The organism is Frateuria aurantia DSM 6220 (assembly GCF_000242255.2).
In the GTDB taxonomy this organism is placed as follows: Bacteria; Pseudomonadota; Gammaproteobacteria; order Xanthomonadales; family Rhodanobacteraceae; genus Frateuria; species Frateuria aurantia.
Genome location: NC_017033.1, coordinates 1047981 through 1065466 on the forward strand (window position 1 = coordinate 1047981; position 17486 = coordinate 1065466).

General features: G+C 58.8%; 28 protein-coding genes, 1 tRNA gene and 1 pseudogene. 12 read left to right on the forward strand and 18 right to left on the reverse strand.

Annotated features, from left to right (window positions below):
* The first annotated feature begins 106 nt into the window (after window positions 1-106).
* Window positions 107-802, forward strand: a complete 696-nt coding sequence (locus FRAAU_RS04670; RefSeq protein WP_014402420.1) for a YoaK family protein — start codon at window positions 107-109, stop codon at window positions 800-802.
* Window positions 803-951: 149 nt separating this feature from the next.
* A complete protein-coding gene (locus FRAAU_RS04675; protein ID WP_014402421.1) occupies window positions 952-1506 on the forward strand; it encodes a Dabb family protein in 555 nt (184 codons plus the stop codon).
* A gap of 65 nt (window positions 1507-1571) precedes the next feature.
* Here FRAAU_RS04675 and FRAAU_RS17465 read toward each other — a convergent pair whose 3' ends face one another.
* Entirely contained in the window at window positions 1572-2153 is a 582-nt protein-coding gene (locus FRAAU_RS17465; RefSeq protein ID WP_014402422.1) for a hypothetical protein, read from the reverse strand.
* A gap of 217 nt (window positions 2154-2370) precedes the next feature.
* On the opposite strand from FRAAU_RS17465, the gene FRAAU_RS04685 reads away from it, so the two are divergent.
* Window positions 2371-3672 carry a cation:proton antiporter gene (locus FRAAU_RS04685; protein WP_169314747.1) on the forward strand — a complete coding sequence of 434 codons (1302 nt, stop codon included), beginning with the start codon at window positions 2371-2373 and terminating at the stop codon, window positions 3670-3672.
* A gap of 681 nt (window positions 3673-4353) precedes the next feature.
* Here the strand turns inward: FRAAU_RS04685 and FRAAU_RS17135 are convergent.
* On the reverse strand, window positions 4354-4557 hold the full coding sequence (locus FRAAU_RS17135; protein ID WP_014402424.1) for a hypothetical protein: 204 nt from the start codon (window positions 4555-4557) through the stop codon (window positions 4354-4356).
* A 452-nt stretch (window positions 4558-5009) separates the two neighbouring features.
* Here FRAAU_RS17135 and FRAAU_RS04690 point away from each other — a divergent pair.
* Window positions 5010-5094: transfer RNA gene (locus FRAAU_RS04690), tRNA-Leu, on the forward strand.
* A 73-nt stretch (window positions 5095-5167) separates the two neighbouring features.
* Here FRAAU_RS04690 and FRAAU_RS04695 read toward each other — a convergent pair.
* The 12 genes from FRAAU_RS04695 to FRAAU_RS17815 all read right to left on the reverse strand — a co-directional run bounded on the left by FRAAU_RS04695 (window position 5168) and on the right by FRAAU_RS17815 (window position 10002).
* Window positions 5168-6187: a tyrosine-type recombinase/integrase gene (locus tag FRAAU_RS04695; protein WP_014402425.1), complete on the reverse strand. Its 1020-nt coding sequence runs from the start codon at window positions 6185-6187 to the stop codon at window positions 5168-5170.
* Between the two features lies 1 nt (window position 6188).
* Window positions 6189-6407, reverse strand: a complete 219-nt coding sequence (locus FRAAU_RS04700) for a DUF4224 domain-containing protein (protein ID WP_014402426.1) — start codon at window positions 6405-6407, stop codon at window positions 6189-6191.
* Window positions 6407-6655: a hypothetical protein gene (locus FRAAU_RS04705; RefSeq protein ID WP_014402427.1), complete on the reverse strand. Its 249-nt coding sequence runs from the start codon at window positions 6653-6655 to the stop codon at window positions 6407-6409. The genes FRAAU_RS04700 and FRAAU_RS04705 overlap by 1 nt, the downstream gene beginning before the upstream one ends.
* Before the next feature lies 1 nt (window position 6656).
* Window positions 6657-6884, reverse strand: coding sequence for a hypothetical protein (locus tag FRAAU_RS04710; protein WP_041270370.1), 228 nt, complete (start codon window positions 6882-6884; stop codon window positions 6657-6659).
* Window positions 6877-7158 carry a hypothetical protein gene (locus FRAAU_RS04715; RefSeq protein ID WP_014402428.1) on the reverse strand — a complete coding sequence of 94 codons (282 nt, stop codon included), beginning with the start codon at window positions 7156-7158 and terminating at the stop codon, window positions 6877-6879. Before FRAAU_RS04715 ends, FRAAU_RS04710 begins: the two co-directional genes overlap by 8 nt.
* Window positions 7155-7412 (reverse strand): hypothetical protein, encoded by a 258-nt coding sequence (locus FRAAU_RS04720; protein ID WP_014402429.1) that lies wholly within the window; start codon window positions 7410-7412, stop codon window positions 7155-7157. Before FRAAU_RS04720 ends, FRAAU_RS04715 begins: the two co-directional genes overlap by 4 nt.
* The gene (locus FRAAU_RS04725) at window positions 7409-8092 is read right to left on the reverse strand and encodes an HNH endonuclease signature motif containing protein (protein ID WP_014402430.1); all 684 of its coding nucleotides are present in this window, start codon (window positions 8090-8092) and stop codon (window positions 7409-7411) included. The genes FRAAU_RS04720 and FRAAU_RS04725 overlap by 4 nt, the downstream gene beginning before the upstream one ends.
* A complete protein-coding gene (locus tag FRAAU_RS04730; protein ID WP_014402431.1) occupies window positions 8089-8439 on the reverse strand; it encodes a hypothetical protein in 351 nt (116 codons plus the stop codon). The genes FRAAU_RS04725 and FRAAU_RS04730 overlap by 4 nt, the downstream gene beginning before the upstream one ends.
* A 295-nt stretch (window positions 8440-8734) precedes the next feature.
* Window positions 8735-9214, reverse strand: a complete 480-nt coding sequence (ssb, locus tag FRAAU_RS04735; protein WP_014402433.1) for a single-stranded DNA-binding protein — start codon at window positions 9212-9214, stop codon at window positions 8735-8737.
* Window positions 9214-9516, reverse strand: coding sequence for a hypothetical protein (locus FRAAU_RS04740; protein WP_041270371.1), 303 nt, complete (start codon window positions 9514-9516; stop codon window positions 9214-9216). The genes ssb and FRAAU_RS04740 overlap by 1 nt, the downstream gene beginning before the upstream one ends.
* 85 nt (window positions 9517-9601) lie before the next feature.
* Entirely contained in the window at window positions 9602-9823 is a 222-nt protein-coding gene (locus tag FRAAU_RS04745; RefSeq protein WP_156803335.1) for a hypothetical protein, read from the reverse strand.
* Between the two features lie 50 nt (window positions 9824-9873).
* Entirely contained in the window at window positions 9874-10002 is a 129-nt protein-coding gene (locus tag FRAAU_RS17815) for a hypothetical protein (protein WP_014402435.1), read from the reverse strand.
* A gap of 159 nt (window positions 10003-10161) precedes the next feature.
* Between FRAAU_RS17815 and FRAAU_RS16330 the strand changes: the two genes are divergently transcribed.
* Together FRAAU_RS16330 and FRAAU_RS04755 are read left to right on the forward strand one after the other, a co-directional pair.
* Window positions 10162-11346, forward strand: a complete 1185-nt coding sequence (locus FRAAU_RS16330; RefSeq protein WP_169314748.1) for a GGDEF domain-containing protein — start codon at window positions 10162-10164, stop codon at window positions 11344-11346.
* A 66-nt stretch (window positions 11347-11412) separates the two neighbouring features.
* Window positions 11413-11691: a hypothetical protein gene (locus tag FRAAU_RS04755; protein WP_041270372.1), complete on the forward strand. Its 279-nt coding sequence runs from the start codon at window positions 11413-11415 to the stop codon at window positions 11689-11691.
* A 423-nt stretch (window positions 11692-12114) separates the two neighbouring features.
* Here the strand turns inward: FRAAU_RS04755 and FRAAU_RS04760 are convergent, their stop codons facing one another.
* Complete coding sequence (locus FRAAU_RS04760; RefSeq protein WP_041270373.1) at window positions 12115-12546, reverse strand: hypothetical protein; 432 nt, start codon at window positions 12544-12546, stop codon at window positions 12115-12117.
* Between the two features lie 612 nt (window positions 12547-13158).
* Here FRAAU_RS04760 and FRAAU_RS04765 point away from each other — a divergent pair.
* Complete coding sequence (locus FRAAU_RS04765; protein ID WP_014402438.1) at window positions 13159-13350, forward strand: Rap1a family protein; 192 nt, start codon at window positions 13159-13161, stop codon at window positions 13348-13350.
* Between the two features lie 144 nt (window positions 13351-13494).
* Complete coding sequence (locus tag FRAAU_RS04770; protein ID WP_014402439.1) at window positions 13495-13788, forward strand: BrnA antitoxin family protein; 294 nt, start codon at window positions 13495-13497, stop codon at window positions 13786-13788.
* A 107-nt stretch (window positions 13789-13895) separates the two neighbouring features.
* Here the strand turns inward: FRAAU_RS04770 and FRAAU_RS04775 are convergent, their stop codons facing one another.
* Window positions 13896-14063, reverse strand: a complete 168-nt coding sequence (locus tag FRAAU_RS04775) for an integrase core domain-containing protein (protein ID WP_041270374.1) — start codon at window positions 14061-14063, stop codon at window positions 13896-13898.
* Here FRAAU_RS04775 and FRAAU_RS17140 point away from each other — a divergent pair.
* From FRAAU_RS17140 to FRAAU_RS17155, 4 genes and pseudogenes are all read left to right on the forward strand, one after another.
* A pseudogene (locus FRAAU_RS17140) lies at window positions 14047-14241 on the forward strand (integrase core domain-containing protein); the annotation flags it as partial. The gene FRAAU_RS04775 and the pseudogene FRAAU_RS17140 sit on opposite strands and share 17 nt — an antisense overlap.
* 187 nt (window positions 14242-14428) lie before the next feature.
* The gene (locus FRAAU_RS17145) at window positions 14429-14686 is read left to right on the forward strand and encodes a hypothetical protein (protein ID WP_156803336.1); all 258 of its coding nucleotides are present in this window, start codon (window positions 14429-14431) and stop codon (window positions 14684-14686) included.
* A gap of 5 nt (window positions 14687-14691) precedes the next feature.
* A complete protein-coding gene (locus FRAAU_RS17150) occupies window positions 14692-15255 on the forward strand; it encodes a hypothetical protein (RefSeq protein WP_014402440.1) in 564 nt (187 codons plus the stop codon).
* Window positions 15239-15685, forward strand: a complete 447-nt coding sequence (locus FRAAU_RS17155) for a DUF7689 domain-containing protein (protein ID WP_156803337.1) — start codon at window positions 15239-15241, stop codon at window positions 15683-15685. Before FRAAU_RS17150 ends, FRAAU_RS17155 begins: the two co-directional genes overlap by 17 nt.
* 214 nt (window positions 15686-15899) lie before the next feature.
* Here the strand turns inward: FRAAU_RS17155 and FRAAU_RS04780 are convergent, their stop codons facing one another.
* Window positions 15900-16343, reverse strand: a complete 444-nt coding sequence (locus tag FRAAU_RS04780) for a serine hydrolase (protein WP_041270375.1) — start codon at window positions 16341-16343, stop codon at window positions 15900-15902.
* A gap of 416 nt (window positions 16344-16759) precedes the next feature.
* Complete coding sequence (locus FRAAU_RS16820; RefSeq protein WP_014402442.1) at window positions 16760-17455, reverse strand: LexA family transcriptional regulator; 696 nt, start codon at window positions 17453-17455, stop codon at window positions 16760-16762.
* Window positions 17456-17486 lie beyond the last annotated feature (31 nt).

Genomic DNA, 17486 nt, shown 5'->3' on the forward strand with positions numbered 1-17486 from the left:
CGGCGTGCGGCACGCCGCTCGCTCCGGCTGCTGCAGGTCGCCGGCAAGGTCGCAGATCGGTACGGCCTAAGGTTGCCGCAAGGACGGAAGGACGTACAGACACTCCATGACCCCGGGTGAACGCAAGGATCAGAGAATCATTACCGCCGTGATGATGGTCACCACCGCCATGGGCGCGCTGGACGCGATCACCCTGCTGCACCTCAAGGTCTTCACCGGCTATATGACGGCGACGCTGATCCTGTCGGCGATCCATCTGTTCTCCAGTCATTCACTGCTGATTCCGGGCATGTCGGCCATCGGCAGCTATGCCGGAGGCGCCATGCTGGGGGGGTATCTGGTGCGACGGGAGCAAAGCCGCCGCCGGACCATTGCCGACATCTTGCTGGCGGTCGGCGCGCTGGTCGTCGCCGCGGCGCTGATCTGGTCTTTGCAGCTGCCTGTTTCCTACTACGCCACCTTGGTGACGCTGGCCTTTTCCATGGGCTTGCAGACTTCGGCTACCCGTTATGCCCAGGTGGCCGATCTGACGGTGCCGGCGGCCACCGGGCCGCTGCATGGACTGGCCCATGACAACCCCCTGGTCGGTGGCTCGGCCAAGGCGGTGTGGCGCCGGGTCATGGTCATCGGCTGTCTGTTTGGCGGGGCCATTCTCGGTACTCTGGCGGCACGTTTTTCGGTCACCATGGCCGTGATCATGGTCGGTGTGACCATCGCCAGTACCGGCGTATTGCTGTATCTGCCCGAACATCCCTTGCTGAGCTGGCTCGAACGGGTCGTGGCCGGGCCGCATCTTCGCTGAGTCGTACCCGCTGCCATGGACCACCATCTGTGGTCTGTGTCACGGATGGCGACACAGGGGATGGTCAGCAGGGATCAGGCTCGGCTACCCTGCAATGGTCAATACCGGCTGTTGCCGGTGCTGTCGTCATTCATTCAGAGGCGAAGCGTATGAAGCGCAAGGCATGGATCCATGCATGGGTATTGGCCTTGGCCGTGATGGCCGCTCCTGCAACGACGCTGGCCTTGCCTGCAGGTGCCTCCAAGGCGCTGGACCCGGCTGCACAGGCACGGCAGGATGAACTGCAGCAAGTGGGTCTGGTGCGCTTCACCGGACCCGACTACAAGCCCGGACTGGTCCGGCACATGGTGATGTTCCGCTACAAACCCGGCACCAGTGAAGCCATTCGCCGCCAGATCAGGGAGCAATTCCTGGCCATGCAACAGAGCGCAAGGCGCCATGGACGGCCGTACATCCTGTCCATCGAAACCGGCTTGCAGAACAGTGGCGAGGGTGCAGACCAGGGGTTGCAGGAGGCTTTCCTGATCACGTTCCGTTCCGAAGGGGATCGCAATTATTACGTAGGTACACCGGTCATCAACTCACCGGCCTATTACGAGCCGGTCCATGAGCGGTTCAAACAGTTCGCCTTTCCGCATATCCAGAGTGCGGTAGTGTTCGACTACACCCGTTCAGCGGCAAGGCCGATCATCACGGTGCCCTGATCCGACATGGCATGATGGCCGGCATGGCGGGTGATCTCGCCCGGCCGGGCCGGCTTCGCGCAGCGTCAGGGCCAGAAGGCCTGCAAGGGGTGCCCCAGCGGATCCAGGGCAGGACGGGGCACTTGCGCAATGGCGTGCCGCACCTGCTCAAGCTCGGCCGGATCGCCGCGCTGCATGTCCCAGGACTGCCCCCGAGGATAGGCGCCCACCATCATGAAGTCGTCGCTGGAACTCAAGGCACAGTGGCCGGTGCCGGCCGGCAGCACCAGCACGTCACCGGCCGCGACATCCAGAGGCCTGCCGTGCGGGCCGCCCAGACGCACCCTGGCATGACCGCTGAAGATGCCGAGGGCTTCATGCGCGGTGGAATGGAAATGGTCAAAGGGATACATCCCGTATCGCCATTGCGGTGGCCAGCCATGGGCTGCGAATTCCGTCTCGTACAGACTGGCCAGATCCGCCGTCCGGGCCGGATAGGCATCTTGATAGAACAGGACCGGCCAGGCCGAATTGGGGAAGCCTCCCTCTGGCGGCAGCTGCAAGGGCTGCGGCATGCCTCGGGCAGCGGCTGCCGCAGGCAGGGCAGGCAGCAGCAGAGTGGGGCAGGCCACCATCGCGGCGAGCAGGGTTCGGCGTTCGGGATTCATCGTCAGGCCTCCTCAGGGGCGGTCAGCAGGGCGGCATTGCGGATGGACCGGTCCTGACTGCGGAAAGATGCATGATTCCGTAGCAGATGCAGTCTCGACCATGATGCAGGCGGGCATAGTCACAATCATGAATAAAAACTTAACCATTGCCGGACAAAAATTTGCCGTTCATATGCTTACATGAGAGGCGTACCTGAAGATGACCAAGGTCATCTTCATGATTTGTTTGAAGTTTATCCAGGGGGTCTATTTGAATTCCACACTATCGTTCCTGATGGATCTGTTGCTGTTTATGGGCCTGCCTTGGCTGATCTGGGTCGGTGTGCGGAAAAAGCTGCCCTTGGCGGTAGTTCCGATCCTGGTCGGTATGGCGATTTCCGGCCTGCATCTGCCCATCAAGTCACTGGGGCTGCCTTCACCACTGGGCAATACCCTGGGATTGATCGGCGTCATCCTGCTGGCCTTCACGGCTGGTCTGGAGATGCGCCATTCGCCTGAAGGCACCAGCCATGGGGGTGGGAGACCGATGCCTGCCCTGCGTCCGCTCAGGATCGGTTTCAGCGCCTTGTTCGCGCTGGGGCTGCCTTTTATCGCCGCCACCCTGTTCAGCTACCATCATTTTCTGAATGTGCCGGCTTGGGTACCGGAACATGGCAAAAGCTGGCTGGCGGCGATGGCCATCGGTCTATGCATCGCGGTCAGTGCCTTGCCGGTGCTGGTCGGACTGGTCCAGGAATTCGCGCCCGCGCACAAGGTCTACGGCTATATCGCTCTGACCGTGGCCTTGCTGGATGACGTGGTGCTGTGGCTGGGACTGGGCGCCATCCAGATTGCCGCCAATATCCATGGCGGCCCCGGCTTCGGCCACGAGCAGCTGATGGCGACGTACTGTCTGGCCACCCTGTTCATTTTCAGTCTGGTCACCAATCGCCACAGTCACAACGTGCCGGGCTGGCTGGCCTGGCTGGTCGCGCTGGTCTACCTGTTTGGTGGCGCCTGGGCCAGCGAGCGACTGGGCGTGCATGAGTTGATCGGCGCCTATTTCGCCGGTGCCTTGCTGCCCCCCCACTGGATGAAGAAAATTCATATCGAGCGCGTCGGCAAGGCCGGCCTGGTGCTGCTGGCCCCCTTGTTCTTCGGACATAGCGGTCTGAATGTGAATGGATCGGTGCTGGGCTGGAGCAGCCTGGGCGCAGCCATGCTGCTGCTGCTGATTTCGGTCGTGACCAAGGTCGGCGCCGCCGTGCTGATTCCGCCGGTGGGAGGTTTGAGCTGGCGCGAGCGCTTTGGGGTGGGCTCATTGCTGCAATGCAAAGGGCTGATGGAAATCGTGGCAGCGACCTTGCTGCATGCCCAGGGTCTGTTGTCGGAATACGCTTACGCGGCCCTGGTTACCCTGGCCGTGATTTCCACCACCATCACCGCACCCATCTTCCGTGCAATCCTGCCCTTGAAGCGGTTGCAGGGAGGTGATGCGGGTACGGGTGGAGCGGTGGACAGCCTGACGGCCGTCGGGTAGACGCCGAGGGGCGCGGCCGGCACACCGGCACCTGCCAGCCAAGGACGCTGACCAGGTCTTGGAACGGTTGCCTGCTGAACACGGGTGACCGTTCCTGTATGAAACGTGTCGTCGGGCCGCCTTGGTGGCAGGTTATTCAGTACAACGGTTGTTTCCGTTGCGGACACGCGGATGCCGCCCGATGTATAGGCACGGATGTACCGAAGTTCGGTGCTGCCAGGTATGAGGCAGGCTTGGTCGAAGTCCGATAAGGCGGGCCGGGGCGCGGGCCTGACGGACCCATGGCTCGCAGGGCCTGACAGCAAGCCAGCCTTGCGCCGGCCTGTTTCCGGCGCTGCACAGGCTGGCTGCGTCCCGGTCCGGGGTGCGGCGACATCCATGAAGGGGCGATGCGTCTCGTCTGCCATCTGTGCGGGGCAGAAGTCCTGCCGACCTTGTCCGCGGCCGGATCAGTCGGCGGCGTGCCTGCGTACCGGCAGCAGGCCGGCATTCATCGTTGACGGCCTGTCAGTCCACGGCTGGGTATCGGGGGCAGAGCGAAGGACTGGCCGGCTTTCGTCGATGTCATCCATCGCAAGCCGGACATACAGCCGCGACGGCGTCAGCCGTCATGCTGAAATACCCCGTTCGGCAGGTCTTCATGTGGCCATGCACGCGTTGCGTCCATGGCCACATGACCGGTCAGCGCCGTCCCAAGCCCAGCCTGGCAGCCATGGAGCTGGCGGAGCGACGAGTGAATGACGCCTGGGTTGAGGCATTGTCCCGGTTGCGATCCGTGGAGGTGTGGCCTGTTCCGCGGCGGCCCAGAGCGCAGATGGCCTGCCAGCCCGACGTGGCCACGATCCGGATCAGGGTCGAACGCGTATTGTATGAAAGTGTGTCCATGGTCCCGGCCTCTTGGTCTAGACGATCTCGACAATGCACCCTTGCGTACGGCAACGCGACAACTTGGCCGCTGTTGGCGGCTCGGTCTGATGGACTTCTGCTTGTGAAGCGACATCCCCGGACCGTGCGGGACAGGCTCGGGTCCCGTTTGACCAGGCCTGCAATCGTAGACTGCACTTGTTGATGTTAGCTGGGTGTTATGCGCAGGGGGCCAGTCCCGGCTTCGCATCGAAGAGACACATGGATGGCCGTCCCCATGCCAGGGCCGTCATGCCGACATCGGGGGGCATCATCGGCTGGCCGGGCGCGGATCGACTGCAGCCACCCCATCCAGTCCGGGCATCGACGGTTTCTTGCCAGCGGGCGACACGCCATCTGGTGGCTCAACTACACAAAAAATCAGAAAAGACTCGACGCCCCGAACATATGCAGGCATACTACTTCGCTCCGCTGCCCGAGTGGTGGAATTGGTAGACGCAGAGGACTCAAAATCCTCCGCCGCAAGGCTTGTCGGTTCGAGTCCGACCTCGGGCACCAGCGGAAAATCAACAGGTTGCAAGTCTGGTCAAAAAGTGACCATTTCCGCAATCAGGTGACTTTTCCGCAATTGCTACCGTGTGGGTGTGACTTTGTCCCCACGCCGGTTCCGGGTGTAGTGCTCCGTCATGGTGACCGAGCTGTGCCCCAACTGCTTCTGAGCTTGCCTGATATCGCCCGACGACTCTGCCTTGTCGGTGCCGGCTTTCGCTCGCAGATCCCTGAATTGGAAGTTTTCGAATTTCACCCCGGCTTTGACCCTGGCGCGCTGAAAGGCACCATTGAGCATCCGGTATGACATCGTGCCGCCTTTGGCTGTGGTGATCAGTTTCCGGGTAATGGCCCCCATGCGCCGCTTTCGCTCCACCATTGCATTGATCAGCTCGGCGAGCTCGCCCACGACTTCGATGCGCCGCTTGGCTCCGGTCTTGCCCTGGACGACTTGCAGCTGTCCATTGCGGATATCGTCCTCATCCATGCTCAAGGTATCGGCGACGCGCTGACCGGTGAGGTAGGCCAGATCCATGGCATCGCGCAGCGGCTGCTCGGCTGCCGTCCACACAGCCAGGAAGACCTCGTCCTCGATGTAGATGTCGCGGCCGGTTTCCCGATTGCCTCGCACGCCGGCGCATGGATTGGGGAGCTTGGTGTAGCCCATTTCCCGGGCCCAGTTCCAGATATGCGAAAGCAGGGCGCGTTCCCGATTGGCGCGGACCTTCGCCTTGCGCCACACGATGTACTGTTTGACGTGCTGCGGCTCGATGGCCTCAAGCGGGCAGGGCGGATCATCAAAATAGCTCATGAGCATTTTGACCTCCTTGAGATTGCCCCGCTGAGTTGTCGGCGACTTGGTCGGCAGCACCTCGGCGATATACCGATCGGTGACATATCGCAGGGTGATGATCCCTGCCGGCCGCTCATGACCTTCGCGCTCGATTTCGGCCCAGCGCTTGATGGCCAGGCCATAGTCCGTACCGAGGGGCTCTTCCTTTCGTGGTTTGCCGCCGTGGTCGTAGTAGTAATAGGAGCGAGTCCCGCGCTTGCGGATCCGCAAGTGCGGGATAGCCCCGGGGTTGGATGGCCTTCGGCCCATGTCATGCCCTTGCTTTGTTGGAGGCCCAGCGTTTGGTAGGCTGCTGTGAGCTGGTTTCGCCCTCAATCGCGCTACGGGTAACGATCGGCCAGCCGCCGGCGTCCAAGTGGTGCCGGATGCCATTCGATACCAGCACACGGATCTGTTTCTTTCGTGTGTAGGCCCGCAGGTAAGCCGCGAGCTCGGTTTTGCTCAGAGCAATCTTTTCCGCCGCTCCCATCACGCTCCCTCACGATTTCGCGCCATGGCGCCGTCGATGGCAATGTCCATTGCCTTTCCAATGAGCATCGTTGCTCCTGATGCATCGTCATCCACTAGAAAAGGCGGCTCGATCATGCCGGCGGTAAATCCAGTTTCAGGGTCGGGAGACTCGATCGCTGCGAATCGTTCGGAATGGTCTCGAAGCCATCGGTAGCGCCGCGCATCCAGCATTGCCATTTCGAAATCTGCTGTGTCGATGCCCTGCATATCAGTTCATCCTCCGAAGCATTAGTGCGGGCTCCGATCCTTTTGCCTGCTCTACTCGCTTATCCATCCAGTCCGCCGTTGCCTCCTCTCCCGCGAGTGCTCGCATCGCCTCAATGACGCCGATCATGAGCAGATCCAGGTAGTCAGCTCTGGATTCCATGTCAGGTAGCTCATCCATGAACCCAAGGGCGGCAATGACTTCTGCAGCGCTTTTGTCTTGATCAACCATAGTTCTGTTTCTCACATTCATTGCGTGCGGCCAGCCCTGCAGCTGCAGGCGGCATTGGCGTGGTGGTGTAGATGGCCCGGATCGTGCCGGCGGCGGCCGGGCGAGCATCGGGCGGGAGTTCCTGCAGGCCGGCCAGCATCTGGTCCAGCGATACCCCGGCGGCGCGGGCCTGCTCTGCGGTGGATGCGACTTGGGCGAGTGAGCTGCACCAGGTAGAAGTTGCCGGTGCCGGCTGCGATGCCAGCGTGGCGGCGAAGAGCAGGGCGGGGATCACTGAGTTCCCTGGATCTGTAAGCTAGGCCGACCGATCGGGCGAGCGGAGGTCGCATCAATGGCCGCCGGCAACTGACCCACTTCGTCGGCGAGGCGGATAGCGTCGATCTCGACCTTCACTGCGTTGATGTAGGTCCCAGCGACCAATGCCGTGGCTTTGGCCCGCTCGATGACCTCGGGGTTCGACTCCGGATCACCCAAGGATTCCAGCATTGCAACCAGGTGATCTCGCACATCGGACATCTTGTTCTTCATGACTGCTGCCTTTTGTTGATCTTGCGTTGTAGGGCACCCTTGAGCTGGATGAGCTGGGCGACTTCCTTGGGATATCGGGTGTGGTAGCTGTTCCGGCGCATCAGTTCGGCTCGGCTAAGCAGCTCGAGTCGGTCGGCCGTGATAAGTGAGGCCTCAACGGTTGCGCAGCCTGGCTTGAACACCACGGCGTGACCCGGCGGAATGGGGCCATGGACTGCCTCCCAGACGAGGCGGTGTACAGCGACCCACCGTCTGGCCGGGTAAAGCGAGGGATCGTCGGTGACCTTGCGTTCAAGGTAGCCATCCCTGCAGATTCGCTCGCTACCAATTGGCCGGTAGTTGTGCTGAGCAGCGCCGGCCATCTTTCCAGCCTTGAATTGAGTTTCAGCCATTCGACCCGGGGCCCAGCCTGGAGGATGCTTCTTGCCTTTGTTGGCAGGAGTTTGGCCAGGCTTGAATTGGGTGGCGATCATGCGCGGATTTGTCCGTCCTCGAGCGATGCGGCCGGAGACATCGCTGGCCATGAAGGCCTCGCTTTTCCTGACGCCGAGTGTGGCGGCCCGCCCGTAGATTGCCGGCTTGGACCTGCCCATGCGGCGGGATAGATCTGCGCAGGTGATGTCGGGGAAGAACTCACGAACCATGGCGTCTTCTGCCTTTGTCCAGGGTCGACGGCTCATGCCAATGCCCTCCGGCCAATATCAGTCAGGTCATACCTGCCCTTGCCGGCGTGGCGTAGCAGGCCTGTACGAGCGAGGCGGCGGAGCTTTCCGGGCGGTAGCGCGACGGCACCGGAGGCGAACAGCTGGATCTCGCCGCGCTCGGCCGGCAGGACCAGCTCGGGGTTGATCGGATCGGCCGGCGCGGCCGGGATCTCAGCAGCGGTATTGCCGGGCATGCTTCCGTAGCCTATTTTCGCCAGCCCCTGTTCGGCCTTGCGGACCATGTCCTGGGCCGATTCGCTCTCGCGCCAGTTGGGGTAATCCTCGAGCCAGTGATCGAGGAACGTTTCTGCCGGGGAGGCCATAACGGTGGTTCCTGTGTAGCCGCCAGCTATCGAGCGGCGATGTGGGTGGTCAGCATTTCATTGAGTGCTGGAGGGATATCGGGGAAGTGCAGCCAGGGCTGCTTGAATTGCGGGGCCCAACTGCATTCGCCTGCTGCGTCTCCGACGCAATTCCTTCGACACCAGGCGTTAGGCTTGCCATTGAGGACCTTGACCCGGACGCGGTGGAGCCGTGAGTCAAACCAACCATCAAGTGGCTGGAACATGTCGATGGTCGGCACAGAGTTATCGATGGCCATCTGCAGGCCTCCGTTGGCTAGAAGGGGATATCGTCGTCATCGAAGGGCGGGGCGCCCTGATCCGGCGGAGGCTCGTGTTGCTGGGCATGGCCGCGCTGGTTGGCCTGCTGGCCACGACCGCGGGAATTGCCGGGCTGCTGCCGGTTGCCGCTGGATCCACCATCGCCACTCAGCATCTGCATATCGGTGGCGATCACTTCCGTGGTGAAGCGCTTGATGCCTTCCTTGTCGGTGTATTCCTTGGTGCGCAGCGAGCCTTCGATGTAGACCTGCCGGCCCTTGCGGAGATACTCCTGGGCAATCTCGCCCAGCTTTCCGAATAGCACGACGCGGTGCCATTCGGTGCGCTCCTGCCGCTGGCCGGACTGCTTGTCGTTCCAGGTCTCGGCTGTGGCGACGCGGAGCTGGCAGACGGCTGTGCCGCCGCCGGTGTATCGCAGCTCCGGATCGCCACCGAGGTTGCCGACCAGGATGACCTTGTTGATGCCGCGGGCCATCAGTGGGCAGGCGCCGGGGAGGTGGCAGTCGAGCGCATTTTTGCGGCGTGGAAGTCCAAAATCACCGAGAGCCACAGCCGGATAGCGTTGGGTGTAAATCCAGCCCGGATCAAGGCCTGATCAGCTGCGCTTGAGGCTTGCGGATCTTCCGAAGCGCTGCACATCGCGAGGCCCCCAACCATGGCCATCAACTGGCCTTTGATGGACATGACTTCAGCAACAAACTCAGCCTCACCAGAGGCTTCGGCGCGTTTAGCTATCGAATCGACAAGGTCCTTGAACGACTTTTTTTCGTGAATCACGGCATGACTCTCCCGTGCCGGCCCAAAGAGCCAGTAGCAAAATGTGTGTTGTGGGGTGACCGGTGAGCGCCGGCCGCGCGGTGGGTCAGGAGGCTTGGGCTGCGTTGTCGGTGGTGCTGGGAAGAGTGGCGTCCTCGATTTGGATGCCGAGTCCAATCTTGCTCACAAGGTCATCCTGGGAGGCGAGGTCAGCGCGGATGTGCTTGCGAACCACGTAGGCAATAGCCTGGGCCTTGGATGGTGCTCGGACCAGGTAGTCTCGGGCCAAGCCGGCTTCGCGGGGCGCATCGATCAGCTCATTCGTCACGAGGTAGATCCGTGCCTTGGCAGGCTGGCCTGTATCGGTCGGGCCGTGTCTCACGAGCCACCTCCGAGCATGCCGGCAAAGGCCAGGGTAAACATGGAGCCAAGGAAGATGCCGGCGGCCATGTATGCGGCGCGCAGAGCTTGCCCGCGGCCGGTGGTGATGGGAGGGATGTAACCCATGTTGGTGATCTCCATCCGCCCGGGGGCGGTTCTGCGTGAGATGTCTCACAGTTGTGGCGGTGCGGCCTAAAAATGAATGAGCGAGCGACGCAAGACTTGTATAGGATCAGCGGTTGCTCGGCGGTTCGAGCTGAAATCCCTGCTGATTGCAGTTGCTATGTGGATCTGAAACGTAATGTGTCACCTGTAATGCCTATGCATGGATATTCGTCGCTACCCCCGCTCCTGTTCCTGACTGGACTCATTTGTGCGGCTGGCTTTTCAATGGTCTTGAGGGCGCTCGGTGACGAAAGGGCGTACAAGTACTGGGCATTGAGTCTGTGGGCAGGTGTCTTTTCAGCTGCCTTGATCATCATCTTCCCCAGTCACCGTCCTTTGGCTGTGGTCGTGTTAGGCCACGCCGCACTGGCTGCATCACAAGTCCTTTTGATTGCTGGCTTTTTCAGGTACTGCCGCCTGAAGTGGAGCGTTACAGCTCTGATTGTTCCTGCTGTTGCCTACACGGCTGCTCAGACGGCGCTGTATCTGTTCGGGCTAGGAAGCTTCCCTAGATTCGCTCTGTACAGCCTTGCTGTTGCAGTTTGGGATATTTGGTCCGTCCAGCTTCTTTTGCGATACCTCCCGGGACAGGCTTTTTACGGGAGTCGTCTTGCCGTGCTCGTGATCTCGGTGCATGCGGCATTGCATACCTTCAGCCTTATCCTGGCTTCGTCGGACCTTTTGTTTGGACTCGCGAAGAGCGCCAGTGAGTCGCTGCCGATCTACTACATTGCGATTTGCATGAGCTTGGCGAAGGCCTTTGCGTTGCTTGCGATGGTCATCGAAAAGCTGATCAACGATCTAAAGATTGCCGCCGAAATTGATGGCATGACAGGCCTTGCAAATAGATCCTCGCTCATAGATCGGGGCGAAGAATTGCTCATGCGGTGCAGAGAAGAGGGCGTCAAATTCGCTGTCTTGTTCGTGGATATCGACCAATTCAAAGCAATCAATGACGACTTGGGGCACCACGCTGGGGACATTGCCCTAAAAGCATTCGCATCGATCGTCAAAGACATCTTCGACGAAGAGGATGACATCTGTGGCCGCTATGGTGGTGAGGAGTTCGTCTGCCTCCTTACAGGCGATTCGGCCACCAACGTTGTGCGGAAGTCTGAGATGCTGCGTAGCAGGCTGGCTCACAAACCGATCCGGATCGGTGGGCATGCGCTAACCATGACGGTAAGTATTGGCGTCGCAACTGATGATGGTGAGATCTGCCTGCTTAGACTGATCAAACGAGCTGATGGCGCACTATATGAGTCCAAGAACTCAGGTCGAGATCGCGTCACTCTGGCAGTCTGATCTTGAGGGCGGGCCTGACTCATCCTTGCTGGGTTAGAATCAGGCACCCGGTTGAATGGTGCTGGCATGGCTATTTGCGATAACCCAGACGTGATGGATAAGGTCTGGCAAGGCCTGGTTGATGTGGTCAGCCGATACGATCCGGCGATCCGTGGGCATCTTCAGCACTGGGTGCAAGAGGAGCTGGACCGGTTACCGCCAGAGGCGGGGCAGGCCTATCTACGTGCCTCCTCAGGGCGTGCTGTGATCGAGGCTGAGGAGCAGGCAGAGCTGTCTGCGATCCTGCGGTCACTGAAGAAGACGCTTCACGAGGATGCTCGAGGCAAATTGCGCGGAGTGGTCTAACAGGGCGTCTGCTTTCCAGCTGATCCGTAGTTGCGATGTTCGGATTGGACTGGCGACTGGGCATTTCCAGGGGATTTCGGAGTTTTCCATCGCGGTGCTGGGCGGCCGCCTCACGGCGTCCAGGCTGCTGTCTACAGCCGCCAGTCCAATGCCCCCGGCTACTCGCAGGGGCGGCGAGGTCATGTCACCCAGCGGTGGTTTGCGTCGTCCGAGGAGCGCGCTTGCACCGGGCCATGGCTGCCGAGGTTTTGTTGTGCACGCCCACTCACGGCTTGGACGCTCCGGACTGACTCCGGCTGCAAGGCATTGGGCTGCCGCCTGGCGGCCCCGCTACGGGCCATTCCTTTTCCCAGCGATGAGATGGCACTCCGGGTGTTCAGCGCCCCGGCCGGCGCAATTTCCAGGCGGCAGGCCAATGCCTACTCATGGGGTGAGCGGTTTGTCACTGTTCACAGGTATGCGGCCAGAGGAGATTACGTTGTTGATGAGCCGCGGGATGAGGTCAAACAGCTCGCGGTCCATGTGCTTGAAGTCAACGCAGTGGATCATTCGCAGGCGCTCATATGACTCGCATGTCTCTGGTGTCTGGGGGATGTTGAAGGCCCCGACAAGGTCATTCAGAGGGCAGATGTCGAAGAAGCCGCTGCTTGAGCCGGATCTCTTCTGCCAATCTGAGATTGACTTACGCAATACGGCGCGCTGCTCAAGAGTTGCCCCATCCGGATCTGGCCATACGATCATGTCGATGAATGATGGCGCTCTCTTTATGGTTGAAAACACCATCGCTCCAGTGTCGATGGTCACTTCCTGCTTGGCTGCGCTACCGCCAAATAGGCGTGCGATGATCGCTTTCATGCTTTGCTCGTTTTGGCGTCGAATTGTGATGAGGTCTGTCGGGCCCGCTACGGCCCTGTCCGACGCAAGAGGCGCCGAGTGTTCAGCGCCTCGGCCAGCGCAATCCCAAACCCCATCACAATGGCCACTGTCTCCAATGGCCGTTGCTGACCTCTATCCAGGCTGGTCAGGCCTTGGCTCCCTATGCATGTCCAGCGCAGCCTTGCGGGTGCGTGCTCCGGAGATCCTCAGGGAACCGTCCCGTTGTGAATGAGCGGGTGATGCGTGCCGGGCGTTTCGCGCCGGCAATCCAAATATAGGTACGACTATATATTCATGCAAGCATGCCTATTAAGCAAGCTTATATTTGTTCATCATTTGTTTATGATTCTGTGCATCCTGTACTTGGGCATGTAGAGCAGGCGCATACGCCTGACGAGGGTTACAATGGAGCCACCATCTAGGGGATAGATATGCTCAAGAGAATGTTGCTCGTTGCAGCCGGCTTGGCTATGTGTGGCCAGGCATATGCCATTACGTATGGCCAATATCAGGCCGCTGAGTCCGAGCCTGGGTCGGTTGCTGCTGGCGCTATGGGCATGTACCTAGTGGGGGCTAATTGCCGGAGCTCAGATGACCAATGCCTACGCAAAGATTTCAGGTCATGGGGCGCTTTTTTGCCCGCCCGGTAAATTGAAGCTGGACGATAGGGTTGCCGCAGTATTGATAGATCAGGAGGCCCCCAAGGGCCATGCGACTGATGACACGGACATCGAGTCGATTCTGATTGCGGCCATGGCTCAAGGCTTCCCCTGCAAGGAATGATCCAGGTTATCGGCTGGCGCTGACAGGGAGGGTTGCTGATTGGTCTGATTGATGGTCGTCTGCACATGGTGGTCTTTACGCCACGCGCTGGCGCGGTGCACGTGATCAGCTTCCGCAAGGCCAACGCCAGAGAGGTTAAACTGTATGAAAAAAGCACCAAACCCCAGCAAGATTGATGCTGAAGCTCCTGAGTGGGGCGTCGAGGCCTTCGGAAAGGCCAGGCCAGCGCATGATGTACTTCCTGGAATCTTTGGCGAGAGGGTGGCCAAGGAGTTGCTGCGCCCACGGGGAAGGCCGCGTGTAGCTGAGCCCAAGGTCGCGACCAACGTACGTTACTCTCCGGAGATCCTCGATTACTTCAAGGCGGATGGCCCAGGCTGGCAGACCCGCATGGAGCAGGCACTATGCGAGTACATCTCGGCGCATCCGAGGGCTTGAGGCACTAGACTGCTGCTGAGCATAGCTGTATGAGATCTGTCGCAGTGGATGAGACGCCGCTATGTCAAATTCCCAGCCATGTAATGACCCACCGCTTTCTGCTCAGGTCATGCGGTTAATGTAGCGGCGTAAGCCTCATCCGGGGTCATCATCTTCAGTGCCTGATGCGGGCGTTGTTGGTTGTAGAAGGCGATCCAGTCGGCGATCACCCGCAGGGCATGGACCTGGCTCTCGAAACGATGCCGGTGCACGCACTGCCCGCAGCAGAATGGCATAGCCGAGAGCCTAGCCCGCACGATCAAGCGTGATTACGCGGCCTTGATGTCCAAACCTGAGCCGGCCATGGCCATGCGAAACCTCGCATTGGCCTTCCAACACTATAGCGAGCATGATCCCCTTAGCGCCCTGAAGTACCGCCTTCTAGTGAGTACCGGTGCCGATTGGCGTCGTTAAACCAAGTGTGAGTCGGTGTCCGAAAATATGGGGAGCACTCCAACTATCAAAGACTCATGCTGATCGCCTTATAGATCGCATTGGATTGAGTGTCGTGTTATGCACATGTTATCCACAGACTGATCGATTGAGAGGTGCTAGACTTGCACACAAGTTTTTTCAAAACTCCCGTTTATCGAGGATTGCTATGAGCGAGCGACTGACGAAAGTTCCGACCCCGCAGGGCGAAGTTGAGGGTAGGGAAGTGCAGATTGTTGAGTCCTTAGAACGCTGGTCTGACGTGACTCTTTCTGACGGGACGACGTTTCGTGCAAAAATTAATATTGTTAACGTTGTTCGCATTGATGGTCAGTATGATGCTCAAGGTAATCCTTCATACATGATTAATGCTCAGCCAGCTATTGCAATGGTGCACGTTCCTGACGAACTGCGTAAAAAAGGATAGGTCTTATGATCGAATTCCAGAGCAATATCGGCACAGTAATAAATTATGGCTCTAACTCTTTGATGCCTATTTCGGTGTTAATTTCAAGAGATTCGCCCTCTGTGGATTTTGACTCTAGAAATGCTGGTAAGCACTCCTGTTTTGGAGGTGCGCTCGAGCCAATGTCGGTGAGTGCATTTACTGGCCATGATTTTGCCATTAAATCTAAAGGCAGGCCATTTGCTTTCAGGTTAAACCCTTCTTTGAGATTTATTTCGGATTCTCATGATTATGGTGAAGCATCGTTTAGACTGTTGGCAGAGAAGTTGAAAGACGATGTGAGGATGTCTTCTTCGCTTTCGGATATGGAGTCCTCTAAATATTTTAGAGATATCTTATCAATGAATGGGGATGTGGTTAGATGGATTTTAGAAGATATTAAGAGTAATAGGAAGGATCCTTTCCCTTGGTTCAAGGCACTGCGCTTACTGACAGACGAGGATCCAGCCAAAATTGCACCTAGAGGGGACTGGGTTGCAATGGCTGATAAATGGATTGCCTGGGGGGAATCTGATGGGCGATTGGTTTGATCTAGCTAAAGAGAAGGGTTTTCCTAGACTGACAAAAAGCTCGTCTCGTATTACGAGTACTGAAACAAGTAGATACAACTGTCTCGCATGGGCTGCAAATGTAGAAAACAGGTGGTGGTGGCCATATGGAGACGCTTGGTGGCCTGAAAATGTGCCGCGAACACTTGATATCGATTCATTGAAGGCGGCATACAGGACTGTTGGATTTGTTGATTGTAATGACGGATTGCTTGAGGCGGATATAGAGAAAATCGCCCTTTACGCATTGAATTCAGAATTTACCCATGCTGCGCGCCAGCTCCCAAGCGGAAAGTGGGCTAGTAAAATGGGGCATAGTCATGATATCGAGCACGACTGTGTGACCACCGTTGAAGGCGGGATTTATGGTGAATGCGTTGCTTATATGTGCCGGCGCCGTGCCATAGATTGACTATTTAGATCAATTGCAGGACGCCAAAGGTCGGAACTCTTTTTTGAGTGATTACCTTCTTGCCTTATTTAAAATGCATATACCAGCAGGTGTGAGTGATCAGCGGTGTAGTGTGCTCGTCACCATGCGATCCAAGTCAACGAACAGAGCATCACGTTCGGTCTTCGAGGCAGGTGATGCCATAAGGAAAGCGGCCACGATTACGCTATGGCCATCAGGCCAGGTCAGGATACCGATGTCGTTGTAGCTGGAGGTTAGGCACGTCCAGTGTGTAGGACGTGCCGCTTTTGTCCGCAAGTCGTAAGCCTTGGGGCAGTCCTCGCCGCAGGCGTTCCGGCTTTGTCTGTGCCTGCATCAGTGCAAGCAGCGCGTGTGTCGATGTAGGTGAGAGCAGGGCGCCATGTTGCAATTTCTGGAGAAAGTCCGCATCCACCCGCATGCCTGTGATGCCATGTGCGCGCAGGAAGGTCGTGACCTCCTGCGGCGGAACCAGCTTGAGCAATGCATCGACGGCGGTGTTGTCGCTATCGCTGACTGCGGCGGCCAGTAGTTGTCGAACGGTGTATGTCATCCGCCCGCCGTGAAAATGCGCACCGATGGACGGTACGGCGGAGCCACAGACAACATCTGAGCGCGTCAGCGTTACTGTATGTTCCATCGACAGCTTGCTGCCGCTGGCCTGAGCGACACCGCTTCCGCAAGGTGAGGTCGCCGGACGCTTACGATTGCCTCAGTCATTGCACTCAATTGATGACACGCCCTAGTGCACCAACAACGAGGCGCACCCTGTTCAGGCCTGACATTTTTCATACCCTGGAGCTGGATCGGGTAATGATGCTGCACCAGGGGAGGCTTACACGTCGTGCTTGCGTGGACTCATGGTATCTCCAGGTCAGATGGCAGTGTCCCGCCTGTGGCCCGGTTACACAAAATCTAGGACACCCTCAGACCTCAAATTTTCAGCCCTTTCCAAACCGTCCGTAATTTCGGGGTAGAACCCCTTACGAGAAGCTTCGCCGAGTTGGGCCTCGTGCCGCTGCTAGCACTCCATTGTGCTGGCAGACATGGCGCGGCTTACAGTTCTTCGTCGCGCTTCATCTGGATCGCTCCCAGGACGCGGCCAGCAATGCAGATATCAGAGGCCTGATCAGGCCGGTAGATATCCGGGTGATCCGGATCGGCCAGGCTCACAACATGGAAGCCGTCGCGACGGATCTCGATGCGCTTGACCAGGGCATGGCCATGGAGCAGGACGACGAAGATACCGCCGTCCATGGGGTCTCGATCCTCAATGTCCACGAACACGACATCGCCATGCTTTATGCGCGGGGTCATGGAGTGTCCGCGAACTGTGAGGAGCTTCACTCGATCGGGGCTGACGGCGCGGCCAACTTTCTGACGGACCTGCCACTCGGCGATATCCACTTCCTGGAGCACTTCCGGCTCTTCACTGTTCAGCACACCTGGCCCCGCTCCGCCTGCACCCATGACTTGGAAGCGAAGGTAGCCTTCTGGTGTCTCAGATCGTGAGATTCCCAGATGTTCGAGCGGGCCTCTTGGGCCTACGCCAGTGGCCAGCCAGCGAGGGGATACGTCAAGCACGTCTGAAAGCTCAATGAGCGTGGTGTCCTTGAGGCTCTTGGTTGAGCCTGACTCCCATTGATAAGCCGATGCTGCCTTGACGCCTACCCGTCTGGCTAGCTCTGCCGGCTCACTGATGCCTGCAGCCTCTCTGGCTTCTTTGATTCGTTCTGCGAGCGTTCCAGTCATGTAAGGGAGCTTATATGGTGCATGTATAGTT